13 protein-coding genes are annotated in these 16,397 nt (G+C 43.7%); 1 reads left to right on the top strand and 12 read right to left on the bottom strand.

The genetic code is table 11. The features are described 5' to 3' along the window. Window positions 1-4: 4 nt before the first annotated feature. The 7 genes from BIT28_RS18375 to BIT28_RS18355 form a co-directional block, all read right to left on the bottom strand. Entirely contained in the window at window positions 5-1,138 is a 1,134-nt protein-coding gene (locus tag BIT28_RS18375) for a hypothetical protein (RefSeq protein ID WP_139310491.1), read from the bottom strand. A 169-nt stretch (window positions 1,139-1,307) separates the two neighbouring features. Further along, window positions 1,308-1,451 carry a hypothetical protein gene (locus BIT28_RS29635; protein WP_175577563.1) on the bottom strand — a complete coding sequence of 48 codons (144 nt, stop codon included), beginning with the start codon at window positions 1,449-1,451 and terminating at the stop codon, window positions 1,308-1,310. A 273-nt stretch (window positions 1,452-1,724) separates the two neighbouring features. Further along, window positions 1,725-3,740, bottom strand: a complete 2,016-nt coding sequence (locus tag BIT28_RS18370) for a cytochrome-c peroxidase (protein ID WP_075766399.1) — start codon at window positions 3,738-3,740, stop codon at window positions 1,725-1,727. Next, window positions 3,664-4,143 carry a hypothetical protein gene (locus BIT28_RS29630; RefSeq protein ID WP_083651944.1) on the bottom strand — a complete coding sequence of 160 codons (480 nt, stop codon included), beginning with the start codon at window positions 4,141-4,143 and terminating at the stop codon, window positions 3,664-3,666. Before BIT28_RS29630 ends, BIT28_RS18370 begins: the two co-directional genes overlap by 77 nt. A 353-nt stretch (window positions 4,144-4,496) precedes the next feature. Next, window positions 4,497-5,975: a peptide MFS transporter gene (locus BIT28_RS18365; RefSeq protein ID WP_075766398.1), complete on the bottom strand. Its 1,479-nt coding sequence runs from the start codon at window positions 5,973-5,975 to the stop codon at window positions 4,497-4,499. A gap of 580 nt (window positions 5,976-6,555) precedes the next feature. Beyond that, entirely contained in the window at window positions 6,556-8,034 is a 1,479-nt protein-coding gene (locus tag BIT28_RS18360) for a peptide MFS transporter (protein WP_075766397.1), read from the bottom strand. Window positions 8,035-8,473: 439 nt separating this feature from the next. After that, a complete protein-coding gene (locus BIT28_RS18355) occupies window positions 8,474-9,703 on the bottom strand; it encodes a cation:proton antiporter (RefSeq protein WP_075766396.1) in 1,230 nt (409 codons plus the stop codon). Window positions 9,704-10,714: 1,011 nt separating this feature from the next. Between BIT28_RS18355 and BIT28_RS18350 the strand changes: the two genes are divergently transcribed. After that, entirely contained in the window at window positions 10,715-12,673 is a 1,959-nt protein-coding gene (locus BIT28_RS18350; RefSeq protein ID WP_075766395.1) for a CHASE3 domain-containing protein, read from the top strand. 103 nt (window positions 12,674-12,776) lie between these two features. On the opposite strand, the gene bfr (BIT28_RS18345) is transcribed toward BIT28_RS18350, so the two are convergent. The 5 genes from bfr (BIT28_RS18345) to BIT28_RS18325 form a co-directional block, all read right to left on the bottom strand. Further along, window positions 12,777-13,244 (bottom strand): bacterioferritin, encoded by a 468-nt coding sequence (gene bfr, locus BIT28_RS18345; protein WP_075766394.1) that lies wholly within the window; start codon window positions 13,242-13,244, stop codon window positions 12,777-12,779. Window positions 13,245-13,260: 16 nt separating this feature from the next. Next, window positions 13,261-13,725, bottom strand: a complete 465-nt coding sequence (gene bfr, locus BIT28_RS18340; protein ID WP_075766393.1) for a bacterioferritin — start codon at window positions 13,723-13,725, stop codon at window positions 13,261-13,263. Window positions 13,726-14,066: 341 nt separating this feature from the next. Next, window positions 14,067-14,597, bottom strand: coding sequence for an N-acetylmuramoyl-L-alanine amidase (locus BIT28_RS18335; protein ID WP_075766392.1), 531 nt, complete (start codon window positions 14,595-14,597; stop codon window positions 14,067-14,069). Between the two features lie 38 nt (window positions 14,598-14,635). Further along, window positions 14,636-15,712: a phospholipase effector Tle1 domain-containing protein gene (locus BIT28_RS18330; protein ID WP_175577562.1), complete on the bottom strand. Its 1,077-nt coding sequence runs from the start codon at window positions 15,710-15,712 to the stop codon at window positions 14,636-14,638. A 343-nt stretch (window positions 15,713-16,055) separates the two neighbouring features. Next, window positions 16,056-16,382 carry a hypothetical protein gene (locus BIT28_RS18325; RefSeq protein WP_075766573.1) on the bottom strand — a complete coding sequence of 109 codons (327 nt, stop codon included), beginning with the start codon at window positions 16,380-16,382 and terminating at the stop codon, window positions 16,056-16,058. Window positions 16,383-16,397: the final 15 nt, after the last annotated feature.

Below are 16,397 nucleotides of genomic sequence, written 5' to 3'. Positions count from 1 at the left end.
TCCATCACCGTTGGGCTTGCGGTCCGTTGTGGACGGTAAGCCCAAGAAAAGATGCGATCAGAATACACTCGAGCCCGAAAGGCAGGTAACCCGCATAGCCAAGCAGGGGCATCTCGAACAGGTGGAAGCGATCAACGAAAGGTATGTTGTACTTCCAGGGAGTCATACCGCCATAATTCCAAAGCTCCCAGAAAAATCCACATTGTAGGCCGGCCAGTGCCGGTAGACAAAACGGCCGCCAGTCACCATGCTGCAGAACAGAAAAAATCGTTTGCTGCCCGGTCAGGGCCTGTAAGGATATCAATACAATGAGCGGTGATACCCAGATCAGGGGATAGGTAGAATCAGGCCAGGCTCCCAGCGCGAACAGTGAGAGGGTAGATATGGATAAGGCCAACAGGGCCACGGCTCTTGGATGCGGCACCTTAAATGTCCAGTAATCTGTGTAGGCATGGTGAAATTGCTTAAACGTTGCTATCCAGTAAACGGTACTCAAAACAGCAGGCAGTACTGTAGAAAAAGCCAGGCTGGCAGTCACTACCCGTGTCAGCGGGGAAATAGGTGGTCCTAGATAGTACCAGTTATGGACAAAGTGGTTGAGGTATTCAAAGAACCACCAGAATGCCGAGCTGACAATAAATAGCAGCAGAAACATCTTGGGGCGTTCGATCATCAGACAGGATCCGACTCGCTTAACGCTCAGCGCATTAATAACCAGGATATACCCCAGCCAAATAGGCGTGAAGGTATAACGCTGTAATCCCTGGGGAGTGTCATTATGCGCCATGGCCATTGTCCAGCTGACGAGGAGCAACACTAATCCCATCCATCCCCACCAGGGATACCTGAAACGTGAAGGGGGCTTATAGACCGCAACTTTGGGGACAGAGTAATAGCGATATAAGAAGGGCAAAGTACACACAAGAATAAAGGCACTCAGCATGAGAAAGACGGGCCATGAAAACGGCGGTTGTTCTACATAGAGTGTCGAGGGTAATAAGTTCAGGTAAGGGGCCAGTGGTTTTCCTGCCCAATAGGCACCAGCCAAGGGGGGAAGAACTAACAGTCCACCAGCAAGTACAACACGAATAGGCCACCACCACCTGGATCTGCCTATAGCTCTTAGCCCGATTTCCATTTACACCGTCCGACAGGTCACTACTACAGCTAATTTAAGCATAGATATATTCAGTCTGCTGCTCGTCTTAAGTAATAGATATCATACAGTATGTAGTGAACTTGCCTTTCTAGCTAACAAGCGCAGGATGCGATCGTTTTATAATAAGCTGTCCAGGCAAGTTGGTAGGCTAGTCGTTGTTACGGTGTTGATGTTGCTTCTCAGAATAGTTGTTCTGAGACATGGCATAGTTCAATCGAGATTTCAGCTTTGCATGTTTATCTTCAGCACGCTTACGCTTCAATACGAGAGAAAGCAATCGAGCTAAGCTCATAACTGTCCTCCTGCCTGAGTGATCACTGCAAGATAAATTTACGTTAGTGGCTAATAATCCTTACAAGACAAAGTGTAGGATAAGGAATCGGAACCGTCATCATGAAGGAGACGTAAATTTGGTAGACGTGTTGTTAAGAAGGTCAGGTCAGAATAATAGACTAGGATAAGTACTCGTGGGACAAAAAACGATAGCTAGGAATATAAGATCCTAGCTATCGGGGGATAGTGTTATCAGCTACCTCAAGGTGAGGCTATCAGTATGCATCTCTTCTTAGTGGCTAGCAGGGGTAATCCCCATTTCTTCAGGGCTGGCGCTGTCAGGACGGATATCGGCAGAGATAGCAGACATAAAGGCGTCAAGTGCCTTGAGCTCTGCCGAGGTCATCGCGAGACGTTCGATCTGAGGTGATACCGTCGGGAAGTTCGGGTCGTATTTGGCTGCATATTGCGGGAAGTTGCCGCTGCGGTTTCGTGTCATGCCGTTGTTATACATCGCTAATAACCCAAAGACGCGATCGCTGGAAGGGAAGGTCATCGCCAGCTGGAACAAGCCAAGGTGAGTCGTCGGATCGGTTGCCTTGATATCACGAAGTATCGGAATCCTGAAGCGCCCCATATCTTCAGCCTTGTAAGTCACATTGTAACGCCCGCGATCTTCCAGGCTACGGCCATAATATGTCAGACCGATATTTTCGAACTTATTGTTCGTCATCATTGGGCCGCTATGGCAGTTCATACAGCGAGCCTTGGTTCGGTAGAGGTGCAGGCCGTGTAGCTGCTGATCAGTAAGGGCATTGCTATCGCCTTTCAGGAACTGATCAAATGCGCTCTCTTTACTGATGATGGTACGTTCGAATGTGGCGATGGCCTTGGCAATGCGATCCAGCGTAATGGTTTCATTCCCGAATGCCGCGTTAAACATTGCGGCGTATTCCGTTTTTTGATCCAGTTTTAGTAGCAGTTCGTCATGAGGAAGACCCATCTCAATAGGGTTAGAGATGGGGTGTAAAGATTGCTCTTCCAGTGAACCCACACGGCCGTCCAGGAACAAGGTATCGTAATAGGCTGTATTGATGATTGTCGGCGTATTTCTTGGTCCTTTTTGACCGTCAATGCCGATTGCCGTTCTTATTCCGTCAGCCCAGCCTTTGGCCGGATCGTGACAACTGGCACACGAAATGGTGTCATCTTTTGACAGGCTGGTATCAAAGAATAACGCCTTACCTAAGGCAACTTTTTCTTCTGAGTACGGGTTATCAGCAGGAAATGGGACGGCAGGACGCAGACCCAGTTCTTCCCACTCGATTCCTTCGTCAACGATAGGTGCTGGCCATTCAGACGGCGATTGCGAATAGGTATTTCGTAGCTCGGTAAGATCAACAGGCGTGTCAACCGGGTCGATGTTGAACCATACATCATAAGGTTCGAAGCTATGCAGCATCACTCGGGCACTATCTGTTTCAATAGGCTGCGTTGTAACTGCGGCACCTGATGAAAAGTTAACAAGTACCTGTTCGTTGTTCTCGTTGGTCGCCCAATATTGGGTGGAGATGTCCAGGGTTGGAAAGGTATTCGGAAACTTAATTTCAGTTCCGGAAAACAGTGCCGACAGTTCGGTAACTGTTGGCAGGCGCCAGGATGACTTGCTGCACACTGAAGAACTGTTTGCCGTCTGAATAAGGTTGCCGAGCCCGGAATGGGTTGAGCTAGTGGTGACCTGATCATTGGTATTCCACAATCGGGTGCCATAGCTTTTGATAGATACCCGTCGGATGTCATCCACACATGACCAAGACTGCTCGGTATAGGCGAGAGTCTGATCAATGAGAGGCCAGCCCGTGCTGTCCAGGCGTAAGAAATCACTCACTTCTTCATTCGGTGTGCTGGCTTTGTTGAACAGCGACTGGCGAGCGGTCCGAATGATGTCGCTATTGGTTGCAAAGAAGGCATGCTTGGCCGGTTTGTCTGCCCGGAATTTGCCCATCATTTCATAGGTAGTTTTATAATAGAGCTTGGAGGGGTTTTTGCGGGCAGCTTCCGCAGCTGTCATCAGGTCCTCCACCTCGGCATCGTAGTCGCTCTGTATGCTATCGCTGTATTTTTGCTGGATTTCCTGAGCTGAAAGCAGCCCGTTGAGATCTGCATCGGCGAGGGCAAATTCTGCGGTGGTACGTAAGGTTATTTCAGGAACACGGGGTGATATGCCTTCGTCAGCTTTGTATTGCAGGCTTGTTTTGGCAAGGCGTGAAGCCTTTTGGTTGCTGGCAATTGTTTCTAGGGTTTTCACTCAGATACTTAAATGTATCAAGAGATAATGTAACACTGACTTGCAAAGGCTGATCAAGCTCGGTACCTGCCGGTATAGTGGCGTCAATTCGGCCGTCATTATCTACGGTGCCGGTAATTGTCAACTTGGAACTAGGCTGTGAGAGCGTATAGGTGCTGCCTGCGGCCTCGTCATGGGTGACTTTGGCTGAGAAAGTAAAGGCTTTTGCCGTTGTAGCAGGCGGCGTGACAGGCGCTGGAGTTGGAGTTGGAGTTGGAGTTGGAGTTGGAGTTGGAGTTGTCGATGGTTTCTGGGCTGGTGTTGACGTTGAGTCATGATCCAGGCAGCCGTTAAGCAGAGAAAGTGTACCTAAGAGTACGGCGCTTGATAGTGCTCGACGTGTAAATGGAGTAGTGTTGGGCATGCCTTTCCTTTGAATGCTAATGATAATAGTTATTATATTTATTAATAAGGGCGTGAAATGTAATGTTTTGTTACATGACATTCAATAGGCAAATTAATGTTTTGGAGATATTTTTCCCATTTGTATGATGTCAGACCATATTGTGGATTAAATGTGCATTGTTAGGCATATTTTTGCTGTCATAGAACATGGGGGAGGTCGGTTAAAGGCCGGTTACAACACTACAGGCGAGATATATGAAAGAGGCAGGGTGAAATCAGGCGGCAGTCATTAATGCAGTGACTAAATAGAAAAAAGGCCTCCGTACGGAAGCCTTATTAGAGGAGTGCTCAATTCAAGCTAGCAAACTGAACTTAGCTTTCAGCTTGTGCAGAAGCCATGCTTTCTTTTGCGGCTTCGCTGCTCTTAAGCATGATGCGAATGATGCGAGATGCCATCAGTGCCACAACTACCATAACCACAGCCAGCATGGTTAGTGTGCTGAAGTAGCCACCGTAAACAGACTGGACGATTTCCTGGGTGATTTCCTGGCCTTTCTCAAGGGCAATCGAGGTAGAGAATACCGCGCCGACAATGCCGCTTAGTGCGATGGCGACAGAGAACAGGCTTACAGAGAAGTTCTCGATGTGCTTCGGTGCAACCGACAGGATAAAGGCAACAACCATACTACCTACGATAACTTCAGCCAGTGCCTGGAAGAAGTGGATAGCCAGGAAGACTTCTGGGCGAATAACCACATCTTCACCGACGCTCATTACCGCTGCTGTCAGGATACCGAATGCAATCGCAGTCAGGATGAACGCGAAACCAACCTTTGTCGCTGTCGAGAAGTTGATGTTGCGCTTCTCAAGTGAAGAGAAAGTCATTGCGATTAGCGGGCCACCAACGATACACCATAGTGGGTTCATTGCCATTGATGCTTCTGGTGCAATTGGAATGAATCCGAATAGGTCACCACGCATAGTGTTGATAGTTACCATGGTCATGGAAGTCATCATCTGACCGTAGTAAACGAAGAAGGCTGTTGTCAGTACGGTAATGATAAGGATTGTACCCATCTTTAGCGCATCAGATTTATCAGCTTTGATCATCAGTGAGATAAAGTAGCCGATTGCCGCCGCACCGATTACATAAACAATGTTCTTACCGATATCCATGTTTGAGAACATGAAGAATACCAAGCCAATCATACATAGCGAGATACCGATGAATGCGGCCCAGTTTTTGGGGCTGACTGGTTTTTGGTCAATCTCGGCGCCGACACCGACCAAAGGCTTGTGAGAAACAACCAGAATGGCAAATGCGATGAAGGCCATTGCCGCTGACAGCGAAAAGCTTCCGTTGAAGCCGATAGCAAGAACAAACATTGGGAACAGGTACTGACCCAGGAAGGCACCAATGTTGTTTACCGAGTAGTTTACCGGATAGCCATTTTCAAAATCTTCTTCTGTTGCAAAGGTACGCTTATAAAGGCTTGGGTAGGAAGGAGACATCAGGCCACGGGAGTAACTGGCCAGCGCGATGCCGACAAGGCTCATAGGAACATTTGATGCAGAAGCACCCAGTACCAGCAGGGTATAACCTGTAGCAAAGCCGCCGTAACTGATAGTTAGGGAGCGGTATGCGCCAAGGAATCTGTCGGCGATGAATCCGCCTGCAATGGCAAATAGAGGACCAATCGAAGAGAAGGCACCTACTACCATCATGGTATCAGCTTCACTATACCCGAGATCTTCTAAGAAGAATCGGGTCAAAATTACCATCACGCCGTAAAATGATAGACCAAACATCATTTGGCAAACCATCATTGACTTATTAAGTCTATTCCACATAACTAAATCTCTTTATTAATGGATAATTAAAGGGAATCTTTGTAAGAAATTGTAATTGCGGGAGGGATATTAACATTACTGACAATATCAAACATTGGCGTTATGTCTCAAAACCTGCGAGATATACATTATTTATTATAATGGATTAATATAGTATTTCTTATGATGGTTTTTGTGTGAAGTTTTTTGATCTAGCTCAAATATCGACTTTTAGCCTGTTTGAACGGATTTTAAGCATTAATTATGCTGTAAAAATCAAGTGGTCTGATGAGGTAATCGATTTTCTGCTATTAGTTTAGCTATTCAAAATTACAGGCGTTTCAGAATTTATGCTAAATGGGTAGGCAATTAGCATAAACAACTATAAGTTTAACAATCCCTTATTGTGATAATAACTGTTTGCTTTTTTAAATGAGTATTTGGTGCTTGTTAGTTTATGGGCTGATTATTTACTTAGAATATCAATATATTTAAGTTTTATTAGTTTCATTAATGTTGTCTTTTCTTTTATAAAAAGGCTTCCATAGGGAAGCCTTTTGGAGCAAGCAACTCATTTTAGATAGAAGCTGAGCTTGAGAATTTAGCCTTCAGCTTGTGCAGGCGCCAACTCTTCATTTGCAGTTTCGCTGCTCTTAAGCATGATGCGAATGATGCGAGAAGCCATCAATGCTACCACTACCATAACCGCAGCTAGAATAGTCAGTGTGCTGAAATAGCCACCGTAAACAGACTGGATAATTTCCTGAGTGATTTCCTGGCCTTTTTCAAGAGCAATTGAAGTCGAGAATACCGCACCAACAATACCACTTAGTGCGATGGCCACAGAGAACAGGCTAACAGAGAAGTTCTCTATATGCTTTGGTGCGACCGACAAGATGAAGGCAACAACCATACTACCTACGATCACTTCAGCCAGTGCTTGGAAGAAGTGAACGGCCAGGAAGATTTCCGGGCGGATCACTGCGTCGGGACCAACGCCCATTACTGCAGCTGTCAGAATACCGAATGCAATCGCAGTCAGGATGAACGCGAAACCAACCTTTGTCGCTGTCGAGAAGTTGATGTTGCGCTTCTCAAGGGAAGAGAAAGTCATCGCGATTAGCGGGCCACCAACGATACACCATAGTGGATTCATTGCCATGGATGCTTCTGGCGCAATAGGAATGAATCCAAACAGGTCACCACGCATAGTATTGATAGTTACCATGGTCATGGAAGTCATTATCTGGCCATAGTAGACGAAGAAGGCTGTTGTTAGCACGGTAATGATAAGGATGGTGCCCATCTTCAGAGCATCAGATTTATCAGCTTTGATCATCAGTGAGATAAAGTAGCCAATTGCCGCCGCGCCGATGACGTAAACAATGTTCTTACCGATATCCATGTTGGAGAACATGAAGAATACCAGGCCGATCATACATAGCGAGATACCAACAAATGCTACCCACTTTTTAGGACTAACTGGTTTTTGGTCAATTTCGGCACCGACACCAACCAAAGGCTTGTGAGAAATAACCAGAGTGGCAAACGCGATGAAGGCTATAACTGCTGATAGCATAAAGCTGCCATTGAAGCCGATAGCCAGTACAACCATTGGGAACAGGTATTGACCCAGGAAGGAGCCAATGTTGTTTACTGAATAGTTTACCGGATAGCAATTTTCAAAATCTTCTTCTGTTGCAAAGGTACGTTTATATAGGCTTGGGTAAGAAGGAGACATCAGACCCCTGGAGTAGCTGGCGAGTGCGATACCGACGAGACTCATTTGAACGTTTGATGCCGAGGCACCCAGTACCAGTAAGGTATAACCTGTTGCAAACCCACCGAAACTGATAGTCAGAGAGCGGTATGCTCCTAGGAATTTATCAGCGATAAATCCGCCAGCGATGGCAAATAGTGGACCAATCGAAGAAAAGGCGCCGACGACCATCATGGTATTAGCTTCACTATACCCGAGATCATCCAGGAAGAATCGAGTCAGAATTACCATCACGCCGTAAAATGATAGGCCAAACATCATTTGGCAAACCATCATTGACTTATTAAGTCTATTCCACATAACTAAATCTCTTTATTAATGGATAATGAATGCGAATCTTTGTAAGAAACTGTAATTGCGGGGGGATATTAACATTACTGGTAATGTCAAACATTGGCGTTATGTCGCAAAAAGAGCGAGCTATTCATTATTTATTTTTATGTTTGTGAGAAGTATTTCTTATGTGTCATTTGTTTTAAAGTTTCGGTGTTTTGCTGTTTTTGTGATTTTTTATCTGCTCTTCGTGTTCTTGCCTTGTTTAATGTGCTGTTTGTTTAGGTTGTCTGATCTCTCGGCTGACTTTTATGTATTAGTTTAACTATTGCAATGTGGGTGTTAGGGGAGGTATGTAATGGAATAGACTGATTTAAAAGTAATGGTAGGTTTAAGAGCCCTTATTGTGAAATTGTTCGCGGTTTATTTAACTAAGCATTTACGGTTTGTTGGTTTATGGTGCAGGTTATGTATTACGTGAATAAATATATTTAAGCAGTATCGGTGTCATTAATGTCGTTATTACAGCCATGATCACAACGGCCGAGTATATATTTTCTGCTACGGGGGAACTGACGATGAGATTAGAAAACAAACCGGCTTTGAGGGCAATATCGGCGATAACCAGCTCAACCGCACCCCGTGCGCTCATTCCCACGCCAACAGCAGCAGAATCCTGCCATGAAAGCCCCATCCAGTGGGCCGCTGCACCTGCGGCGATAAATTTGCCGAAAAAGGCTGCAAGCAGCAGACTGACGACGAAAAGCGGTACGGTGAAGACTGCGGATAAATCGAGGTGGAGACCAACAGATGCAAAAAAAATGGGAGCCAGAAACCCGTAGGTCATGGCAGAGGTTTTGTATCGTACTTCAATGTATGCTGACTCACTGATGGTCCGGCGATCAAAAAACAACCCAGCCATAAAAGCCCCAATAATAAAGTGGAGGTCGAGCAGTTCCGCCAGTACAGAAAAGGCCATAGCACCGATGAGAAGAGCACTGAACTTAAACTCCCGTTGCTTAATTGCCCCCATAAAACGGCCACCGAACGGAAAAACGAAAACACCGACAATGAAAGTAATGACAAAAAAGGCAACGACTTTGGCAATAAGAGGTAATAGCTCGAAACTGTTGGCTTGCGGATCGGCACTGATCAGTGCCGTGAGCCAGGCCAGTAACAACAAACTCAGGACATCATCGAAGACGGCTGCCGAAACGATGATCTGTCCTGATCTTGAATTGAGTTTACCCAGATCCATCAAGATGCGCACGGTAGCGGGTACCGCCGTGATGGTAAGTGCGGTGCCGAGAAAGACACATTGGGCAAAAAAAGCATCTGATGATGGGAGAAACAGCCAGCCCAGCCCGATACCGAGGGCCATTGGCAGTATCATGCCACTCACCGCAACGGCTAGAGCATCCTTTGAGTATTCAATGAGTCGGCTGGGTTGCAGCTCAATGCCGGCTAGAAGCATGATAAAAAACATGCCCAGATCGGTGATCGTATTAAAAACAGGGCTGCTGCCAAGTTCGTCGAGCTGGGGGAAGAGCTCTGTTTGGAACTGTGCAGCCAAGGCACCAAGCGTTATGCCGGCGATAAGTTCGCCGACGAGGCTCGGCTGGCCAAGTTGCTCGGCGATTTCGCCAAATATACGAGTGGTGACCAGCAGGATGAGAAGGACAAAAAACAGTTCCATGACCAGCCCTTGTTCTGACGAAAAGTACGATAGTAAGCTCTTCTTTCGCCGGAAGAACTTTTTCAACGAAAATCACCGGATGGCATATATCCCTAAGTTGAGGATAGTTTTTGCATACTTATAGGGCAAGCTGCTTGAAGCAAGAATTGTGTTCTTATAATTTTTAGTGGTCATTTATTGGTTGATAAAACTGATAGAACCGACGGTAATGTGCTTTATATAGGAAATAACGTAGCTGAAACCTGTGATGGTAGGTTTATTAAGGCTGAATTTGCAACTTTTGGAATAGAATGCTGTATATGCGACTTTCTGTGATTTTAACTATTGCTATCAATTGTTTTATATATATATTGATATTTAAATTAATCAAACAAACTAAAAGATAATTAATCTCACTTATCAATAGTGCTGGTGATCATGTAACTTGATAATATTACCAGCCTGAATCGCTATACAATTAACGGTGATATTATCATCTCATCGCTTCTGTTAGGCTTTTCTTTTGCTCCTTCTTAACTTGGTTTGTTGTAAGTTGATGTTTTAAAGGTTTAATCTGGGTTGGTAGAAGTGGTGGTAATGGTGGGTATAAGGTTTCATAATCATTAAAGCAGTGGCATGGAAGGGGGTATTAGATGTCTTCGATATTTTTTAGGAATAAAAGCGATTATAAGAGGGGTTAGCTAATTTGTGATGAAGGTCTATATAACCTAATGCTAATGTTGTGCTAGCCTTTTATTATTTAATATAAATTAAATTCTGGCTTATGGCGTACTAATTAGTAGTGTTTTTACGTATTAAAATAACATTGGTAAAACAATAAAATTTTTCTATAACTAATTATATGTGTTTTGGTTGTTTATTTAGTTTACCTGCCAGGCAAGCTTAAAAATGAGTTTGAAGCCTAACTCATTTAGGTTTGTTAAGGAGGAGGTAGCTGCTATGTTCTTTACTATACGTTGGCTACCTTTTCGCTTGCTTGCTAAGTCCAAGGATTAGGGTTTAGGAAATATTATGAATTTATCAAATATGTCAATTCGGAATAAGTTGCTTCTTGGTAACTGCGCCACCATCATCGTCTTATTGGTACTTTTTTCAATTGTTTGGAATTCTATCCAGACGATGAGCTCGACCTCTAAGATGGTGGAACATACTTACCGTGTGATTGAGCATAGTAATGGCTTGGTCAATGCGATGGTTGATCAGGAAACAGGACTGCGGGGTTTTTCTATCGGTGGTCAGGATGATTACCTGGAGCCCTATATAGCCGGCAAAAACAAATTCTTAAACCACCTAAAAACGGTTGTAGAGCTCACCAGTGACAATCCATCTCAGCAAGAGCGTTTTGCTGCTATAGCGAAAGATGCCAAAGCTTGGCAAGCATATGCTGACGGAATTATTGCTCTTCGAGAAAACATTCGGGAGGGTGAGAAATATCACCGCCAGCTACAGGATTTAATTGCCTCCGGGATCGGCAAGCAAAAAATGGATGGATTGAGGGCAGAAATTGCTAATGGTGATTTCGGATATACAGGTGATGAAATCCTTGCTGCAGTGATCAATATGGAGACAGGCCTGCGCGGTTTCATGCTTAACAGAAAGGAAGAGTTTCTTGAGCCCTACAATACTGGACGCCGGGATCTGGCTAGGTTATTGCCTCCGATAAAACACACTATGTTGTCCAGAAATGTGAATGAGTGGGTGAATAACTATGCTGAAGCAGCCATTGCTCTTGTTCGTAATGTCAATCAGTTTAAGCTGATCGACGACTTGTATAATGTTGTTTCCCAGAAGCAGGGAAAAACTTATATGGATGGCCTACGTGAAAAGGTTGCTACCGTTGTTCGTATTGAAGCAGATCTAATGAGTAAGCGCAAAGCTTCATCTGAAGATGCTTCTTCATTGGCAACCTTGGTTATTATTGCTGGTGGACTGATCACTGTTGTTATGTCATTTGGGTGTGGAATTGTAATTTCTAATAGTATTTCCCGCCCGATTGGTGAGGCTGTTGATGCGGCAAATCAATTGGCAAAGGGAGACTTAACTATTCGGGTTAAGCGCGGAGGTAAAAATGAAGTTGGTATTTTGCTATCCGCAATACAGACAACAGCCGATAGTCTTAAAGGGATTATTGGTAATATAACGGATGCTAGCAAGCGTTTGGGGGATGCATCCGAGCATCTAACTACAATAACCACTAATACCAGTAGAGGAGCGCAAGAGCAGCAGCATATGACGGATCAGGTAGCTGTTGCCATGAACCAGATGTCTATCTCTGTACAGGAAGTCGCACAGAATGCTGTTAAGGCCGCGCAGTTTGCCAATGATGCTCATAGTGAGGCGCAAACAGGTATTGAGATTGTACAAGGTACAATTGAAAGTATTAGTAAGCTTGATGATGAAATAAGTCTTACTTCGAGCCGGTTAGGTGAGCTGGCACAGGAAGCCGATAATATTGGCGGGATCCTCGATGTCATCCGTGGTATCGCCGATCAAACTAACTTGTTGGCCCTCAATGCAGCAATTGAGGCCGCTCGGGCGGGAGAGCAAGGGAGGGGATTTGCTGTTGTTGCTGATGAGGTACGCGGGTTGGCCAAGCGAACTCAAGATTCGACGACTGAGATCCAGGAACTTATTGAGCGCCTGCAGCAAGGAACGCATGATGTGGTGGCAAGTATGGAAAAGAGCAGCGATTTTGTGAAGGCCAGCGTGGTTGATGCAGGTAAGTCTGGTGATGCGTTTAATGTGATCACAGAGGCAATAGCCAAAATTAATGATATGAATACTCAAAGCGCGAATGCTTCAGAAGAACAAAGTGTAACAACTGAAGAAATCAACAAAAATGTTGTTAATGTCAACAAGATCTCTGAACAAAGTGCAGTTGAAGCGGCAAGAACAGTAGAATCGAGTAAGGAGTTATCTGAGTTATCGATGACTTTGCAAGGCATTGTCGGACAGTTCAGAGGCGAATGAACAAGCTCTATAATCAGTAATTATCTAGCAACTTTGTGGCTTCAAGAAAGAGTGATACAACCGAGGGGGGTAACCGCTCGGTTGTACTCGCTTTATCTGGGAATTACATTTGCGACTGGAGGTAGTTTTGCAGGCCGACTTTCTTAATCAGCCCCAGCTGCTTCTCAAGCCAGTAGGCGTGATCTTCTTCGGTATCCGCTAGCATGACCTCAAGGATTTCGCGTGACTGATAGTCCTGCTCTTCTTCACAGACCTTGATTGCTTCTTTGAGCGCCTTGTCGACGGAATATTCCAGCAGCAGATCATTTTCAAGCATTTCGGGTACGTCTTTGCCAATCTTGAGATCTTCACGCTTGGTCATATCCGGCGTGCCTTCGAGAAATAGAATTCGTTCAATAAGGCGGGATGCATGGCCTTTTTCATCGTCAAATTCATGGTCAATGCGTTCATATAACTTCTCCAGCCCCCAGTCCTGATACATGCGGGAATGGATAAAGTATTGATCCATTGCGGTGAGCTCTCCGGCCAATAATGCGTTGAGCGTGCCGATGATTTTGCTATTACCTTTCATATGCGTCACCTATTTTCTACATTTGAGATTGCAGATAATTTTCAATGCCAATGTTACGAATCAGTTCCTGCTGAGTTTCAATCCAGTCGACATACTCTTCTTCATAGGCCAGGATGTCTTCCAGTAACTCCCGGCTGACGAAATCGGCCTCGGTTTCACAAAAAGCAATGGCTTCTCGCAGCAGTGCCAACTGTTCCATCTCCAGTGCAAGATCACATTGAAGCATTTCTTCGGCGTCTTCACCTATCCGTAACTTCTCGAGGTGTTGCAGGTTGGGAAGCCCTTCGAGGAACAGAATACGTTCAATCAGATCGTCAGCTTGCTTCATGTCTTTGATTGATTTTTTATATTCTTTCTCGTTCAGCTCATCCAGCCCCCAGTTTCTGAAAATTCTCGCATGCAGAAAATACTGGTTAATCGAAGTTAGCTCTACGGTAAGCACCTGATTCAAGTAACTGAGTACTTGGGTCTTGCCTTGCATAATACTTCCTCCATAAGTGGCACATATAAATATTGTTTTTGCCAAGTTTAAGCATAGGCGCTGATTTATATCAGTGTGAGATAGATTGCGGAAAAGTGGCTTATTGATGAATAACTGGTTGAATAGGAGAAATTGCACGATAATTGTAATCATTATCACTGTGATTAAGGCTATATGGTGAATGGCAATCATAATATGGTTCTCTGACTGAACCGTTGTTATAGATGGTATTTTGGATTGTCAATTGGGCTATCATCCCTGCAGAGAGGGATGATAGGCATAGCATTCTGTATATTTGGAGACGCGTAGTAATTGGTTATAGATATATTACTTGCTTATTACTATAGTGATTTTGAAATTGATTGAATAGCATTGACATAGGCTGTAATTAGCCCCTCTCTTTTGTCATTTACAACCTGAAAATCTTTGTTGTTATCTATAAAAAATGGTTCTGCAATAAGGCAGGGGGCGGTTGTATGTTTAAGTAGGTAGCCTCCTCTATCCTCTGATGTTTTAGGTTTAACTCCTCGGTCATTTAGTTCAAGAGCATCCACTAAATGATCATTTAAAATGCTAGCTATTCGTTTTCCTTTTTTTGAACGATGGTAGTAGAGTACCTCTGTTCCTGATACTGACTCATTAAAGGCATTACAATGTAAGCTGATAATAAAGTCTGGGTTGAGCTCATTAATATCCGTAGGTAAAGTACGATAGGTACGTCTATATATACGTTGTACATTTACTCCGCTTACTCTCTCTTCAATATCTAATGCAAGTTGTTCGTTAAAGGCAAACTCTGTTGTTCCTGATGATTTGTTGAGAGCTCCAGGTGACTGTTTTTTATGTCCAATGACTAAGGCACATTTTTTCATTTTTATACCTCATTACAAACTATGAAAGTTGGAGTTGTTTATTTTGATTGTATATTTCCATGTTCATCAAGAATTAGATAGTCTTCATCTAATAATGAATATGGCTTATATTTCCTTTTGTGGTTCATTCTTTCAATTGCAGAATAGTGAACTATTGGAAGTTGGTTTGATACGATGTTATTTTTAACAACGACAACATCTCTTGGAGCCATGATGAACTTCTTAATACCTTTTCGCCAAAATTCTTTATGCTTATGTAGTTTTCCTTTACTGTTAGGGCTATATAAAATATCATCCCTATCAATTGTTATCATGTCACCGTGCTGGTCTATCCCTTGTAAGTTATTATTAGGAATATCTTTAACAGACAAGAACTCTAAATCGTGATTTTTTCCGGCGTTAAGCATAAAATCGAGTGTGATATCAGATAGACCACTTTGCTTATATCCTCCTCCTATATTGCTATGAACACCAGGGAACCATACCTCTTGTATATTATCCTGATGATTCATGAGAGTAGGCCTGAATGCTAAACGGTTCTCGTCTATTGAAACAAGGTGGTAAGCATTTCTAATTGCAGGAGAGATTCTGTTATCCTCAAAAATAACATCTGAAATAGGGCGATTCTTTGATATTATGTTTAGTTTACCAAATGATGCGACAGTATCCCAAACTCCAAGCATCTCAATTTTAGGATTAGAATCAAGTTCACCGTCGGTATCTTGCAACCCATATTTATAAAGATTTGAAGCGAACATTCTTGCGATTGCTGCTCCACGGCTAAATCCAAAGATATATAAGCTATCATTCTTCCTATATTTTTTCTCTATGTCTCTTTGAGCTTCCTTCATTATCTTTTGTGGCGCATCTAAAGCAATTGCTTTTTTTACTAACCGCCTTAAGAAGTTCCCCCTAGTTCCTACACCAGAATAGTAGAATGAAACCTGATCAGTAAAGTGATTTGATGTGTTCTCAATATTTCCTCCAGATAGTAAGTGTAATTTTAGGACATTTGATATGTTGTTATCTTTTAGTTTTCCATTTGATGAGATTTTCTGTTCTGCATCTTTGGGTTCATTTCCAGTTCCATCAAAACATATAATTATTTTTTTCATGTTGAGTATTATCCAACTACGTATGACTGGTATATCTATCATAGAAGGTAACTCATACCATGATGTCTTATTTTATATACACGCTTGGTGCTTTAGAGGGAGTATGTTTGGTTAGGAGGATATGATGATTATTGATTTGTTTTTTTCGCATAATCAAACTAGATAGGGGGCTAAGATCATATATAGCATGTGGATAAAAGACAGGGCTGCTTATTAGTTATAATTGTTACTCAAAGTGCTTTTATCGTCCAGATAAGATTGTTTGTTTGGATAAAATAGATTAACCGTAATACAGGAGACGGCTCAGTGAGCAGGCTCCTGTGTTGTTACTGGAGCTGTGACTCTACTTGGGATAAACAGTCTGGCGGCCGCAACCGGCACAGACGCCGTGCTGAATCCGAAGCTCACAATCATGAGTCGTAGGTATGCCATGAGGGCAGTCATCGTCAATACCGGCAACGTAATCCAGGCTGAACGTACCCTCGCGGCCGTCTCCTCGCGGGTCATATTCGGCCTGCTCACCGAATCCGTCTTGTTGTTTAATCTTCTCTAGCATGGTGTTTAGCTCGCCGGCAAAGATGTCGGCATATCTGGCGTCCTTGCTGACCATTTCACTCATGCGCTGTAATACGGTCGTGACGCGAGTTTGTGTATTCTTGTTATCAGACATAAATTCAGTGCTCAT

It is taken from the genome of Photobacterium proteolyticum (assembly GCF_001939735.1).
GTDB classification, from domain to species: Bacteria; Pseudomonadota; Gammaproteobacteria; order Enterobacterales; family Vibrionaceae; genus Photobacterium; species Photobacterium proteolyticum.
Note: the sequence above shows the minus strand (reverse complement) of the source record. Positions and strands in the feature narration are given on the sequence as shown.

Excerpts from the sequence above, each read along its gene's own strand:
- BIT28_RS18375 (WP_139310491.1), bottom strand. The coding sequence starts at position 1,138 with ATGGAAATCGGGCTAAGAGCTATAGGCAGATCCAGGTGGTGGTGGCCT.
- BIT28_RS29635 (WP_175577563.1), bottom strand. The coding sequence starts at position 1,451 with ATGAGCTTAGCTCGATTGCTTTCTCTCGTATTGAAGCGTAAGCGTGCT.
- BIT28_RS29630 (WP_083651944.1), bottom strand. The coding sequence starts at position 4,143 with ATGCCCAACACTACTCCATTTACACGTCGAGCACTATCAAGCGCCGTA.
- BIT28_RS18365 (WP_075766398.1), bottom strand. The coding sequence starts at position 5,975 with ATGTGGAATAGACTTAATAAGTCAATGATGGTTTGCCAAATGATGTTT.
- BIT28_RS18360 (WP_075766397.1), bottom strand. The coding sequence starts at position 8,034 with ATGTGGAATAGACTTAATAAGTCAATGATGGTTTGCCAAATGATGTTT.
- BIT28_RS18355 (WP_075766396.1), bottom strand. The coding sequence starts at position 9,703 with ATGGAACTGTTTTTTGTCCTTCTCATCCTGCTGGTCACCACTCGTATA.
- BIT28_RS18350 (WP_075766395.1), top strand. The coding sequence starts at position 10,715 with ATGAATTTATCAAATATGTCAATTCGGAATAAGTTGCTTCTTGGTAAC.
- bfr (WP_075766394.1), bottom strand. The coding sequence starts at position 13,244 with ATGAAAGGTAATAGCAAAATCATCGGCACGCTCAACGCATTATTGGCC.
- bfr (WP_075766393.1), bottom strand. The coding sequence starts at position 13,725 with ATGCAAGGCAAGACCCAAGTACTCAGTTACTTGAATCAGGTGCTTACC.
- BIT28_RS18335 (WP_075766392.1), bottom strand. The coding sequence starts at position 14,597 with ATGAAAAAATGTGCCTTAGTCATTGGACATAAAAAACAGTCACCTGGA.
- BIT28_RS18330 (WP_175577562.1), bottom strand. The coding sequence starts at position 15,712 with ATGAAAAAAATAATTATATGTTTTGATGGAACTGGAAATGAACCCAAA.
- BIT28_RS18325 (WP_075766573.1), bottom strand. The coding sequence starts at position 16,382 with ATGTCTGATAACAAGAATACACAAACTCGCGTCACGACCGTATTACAG.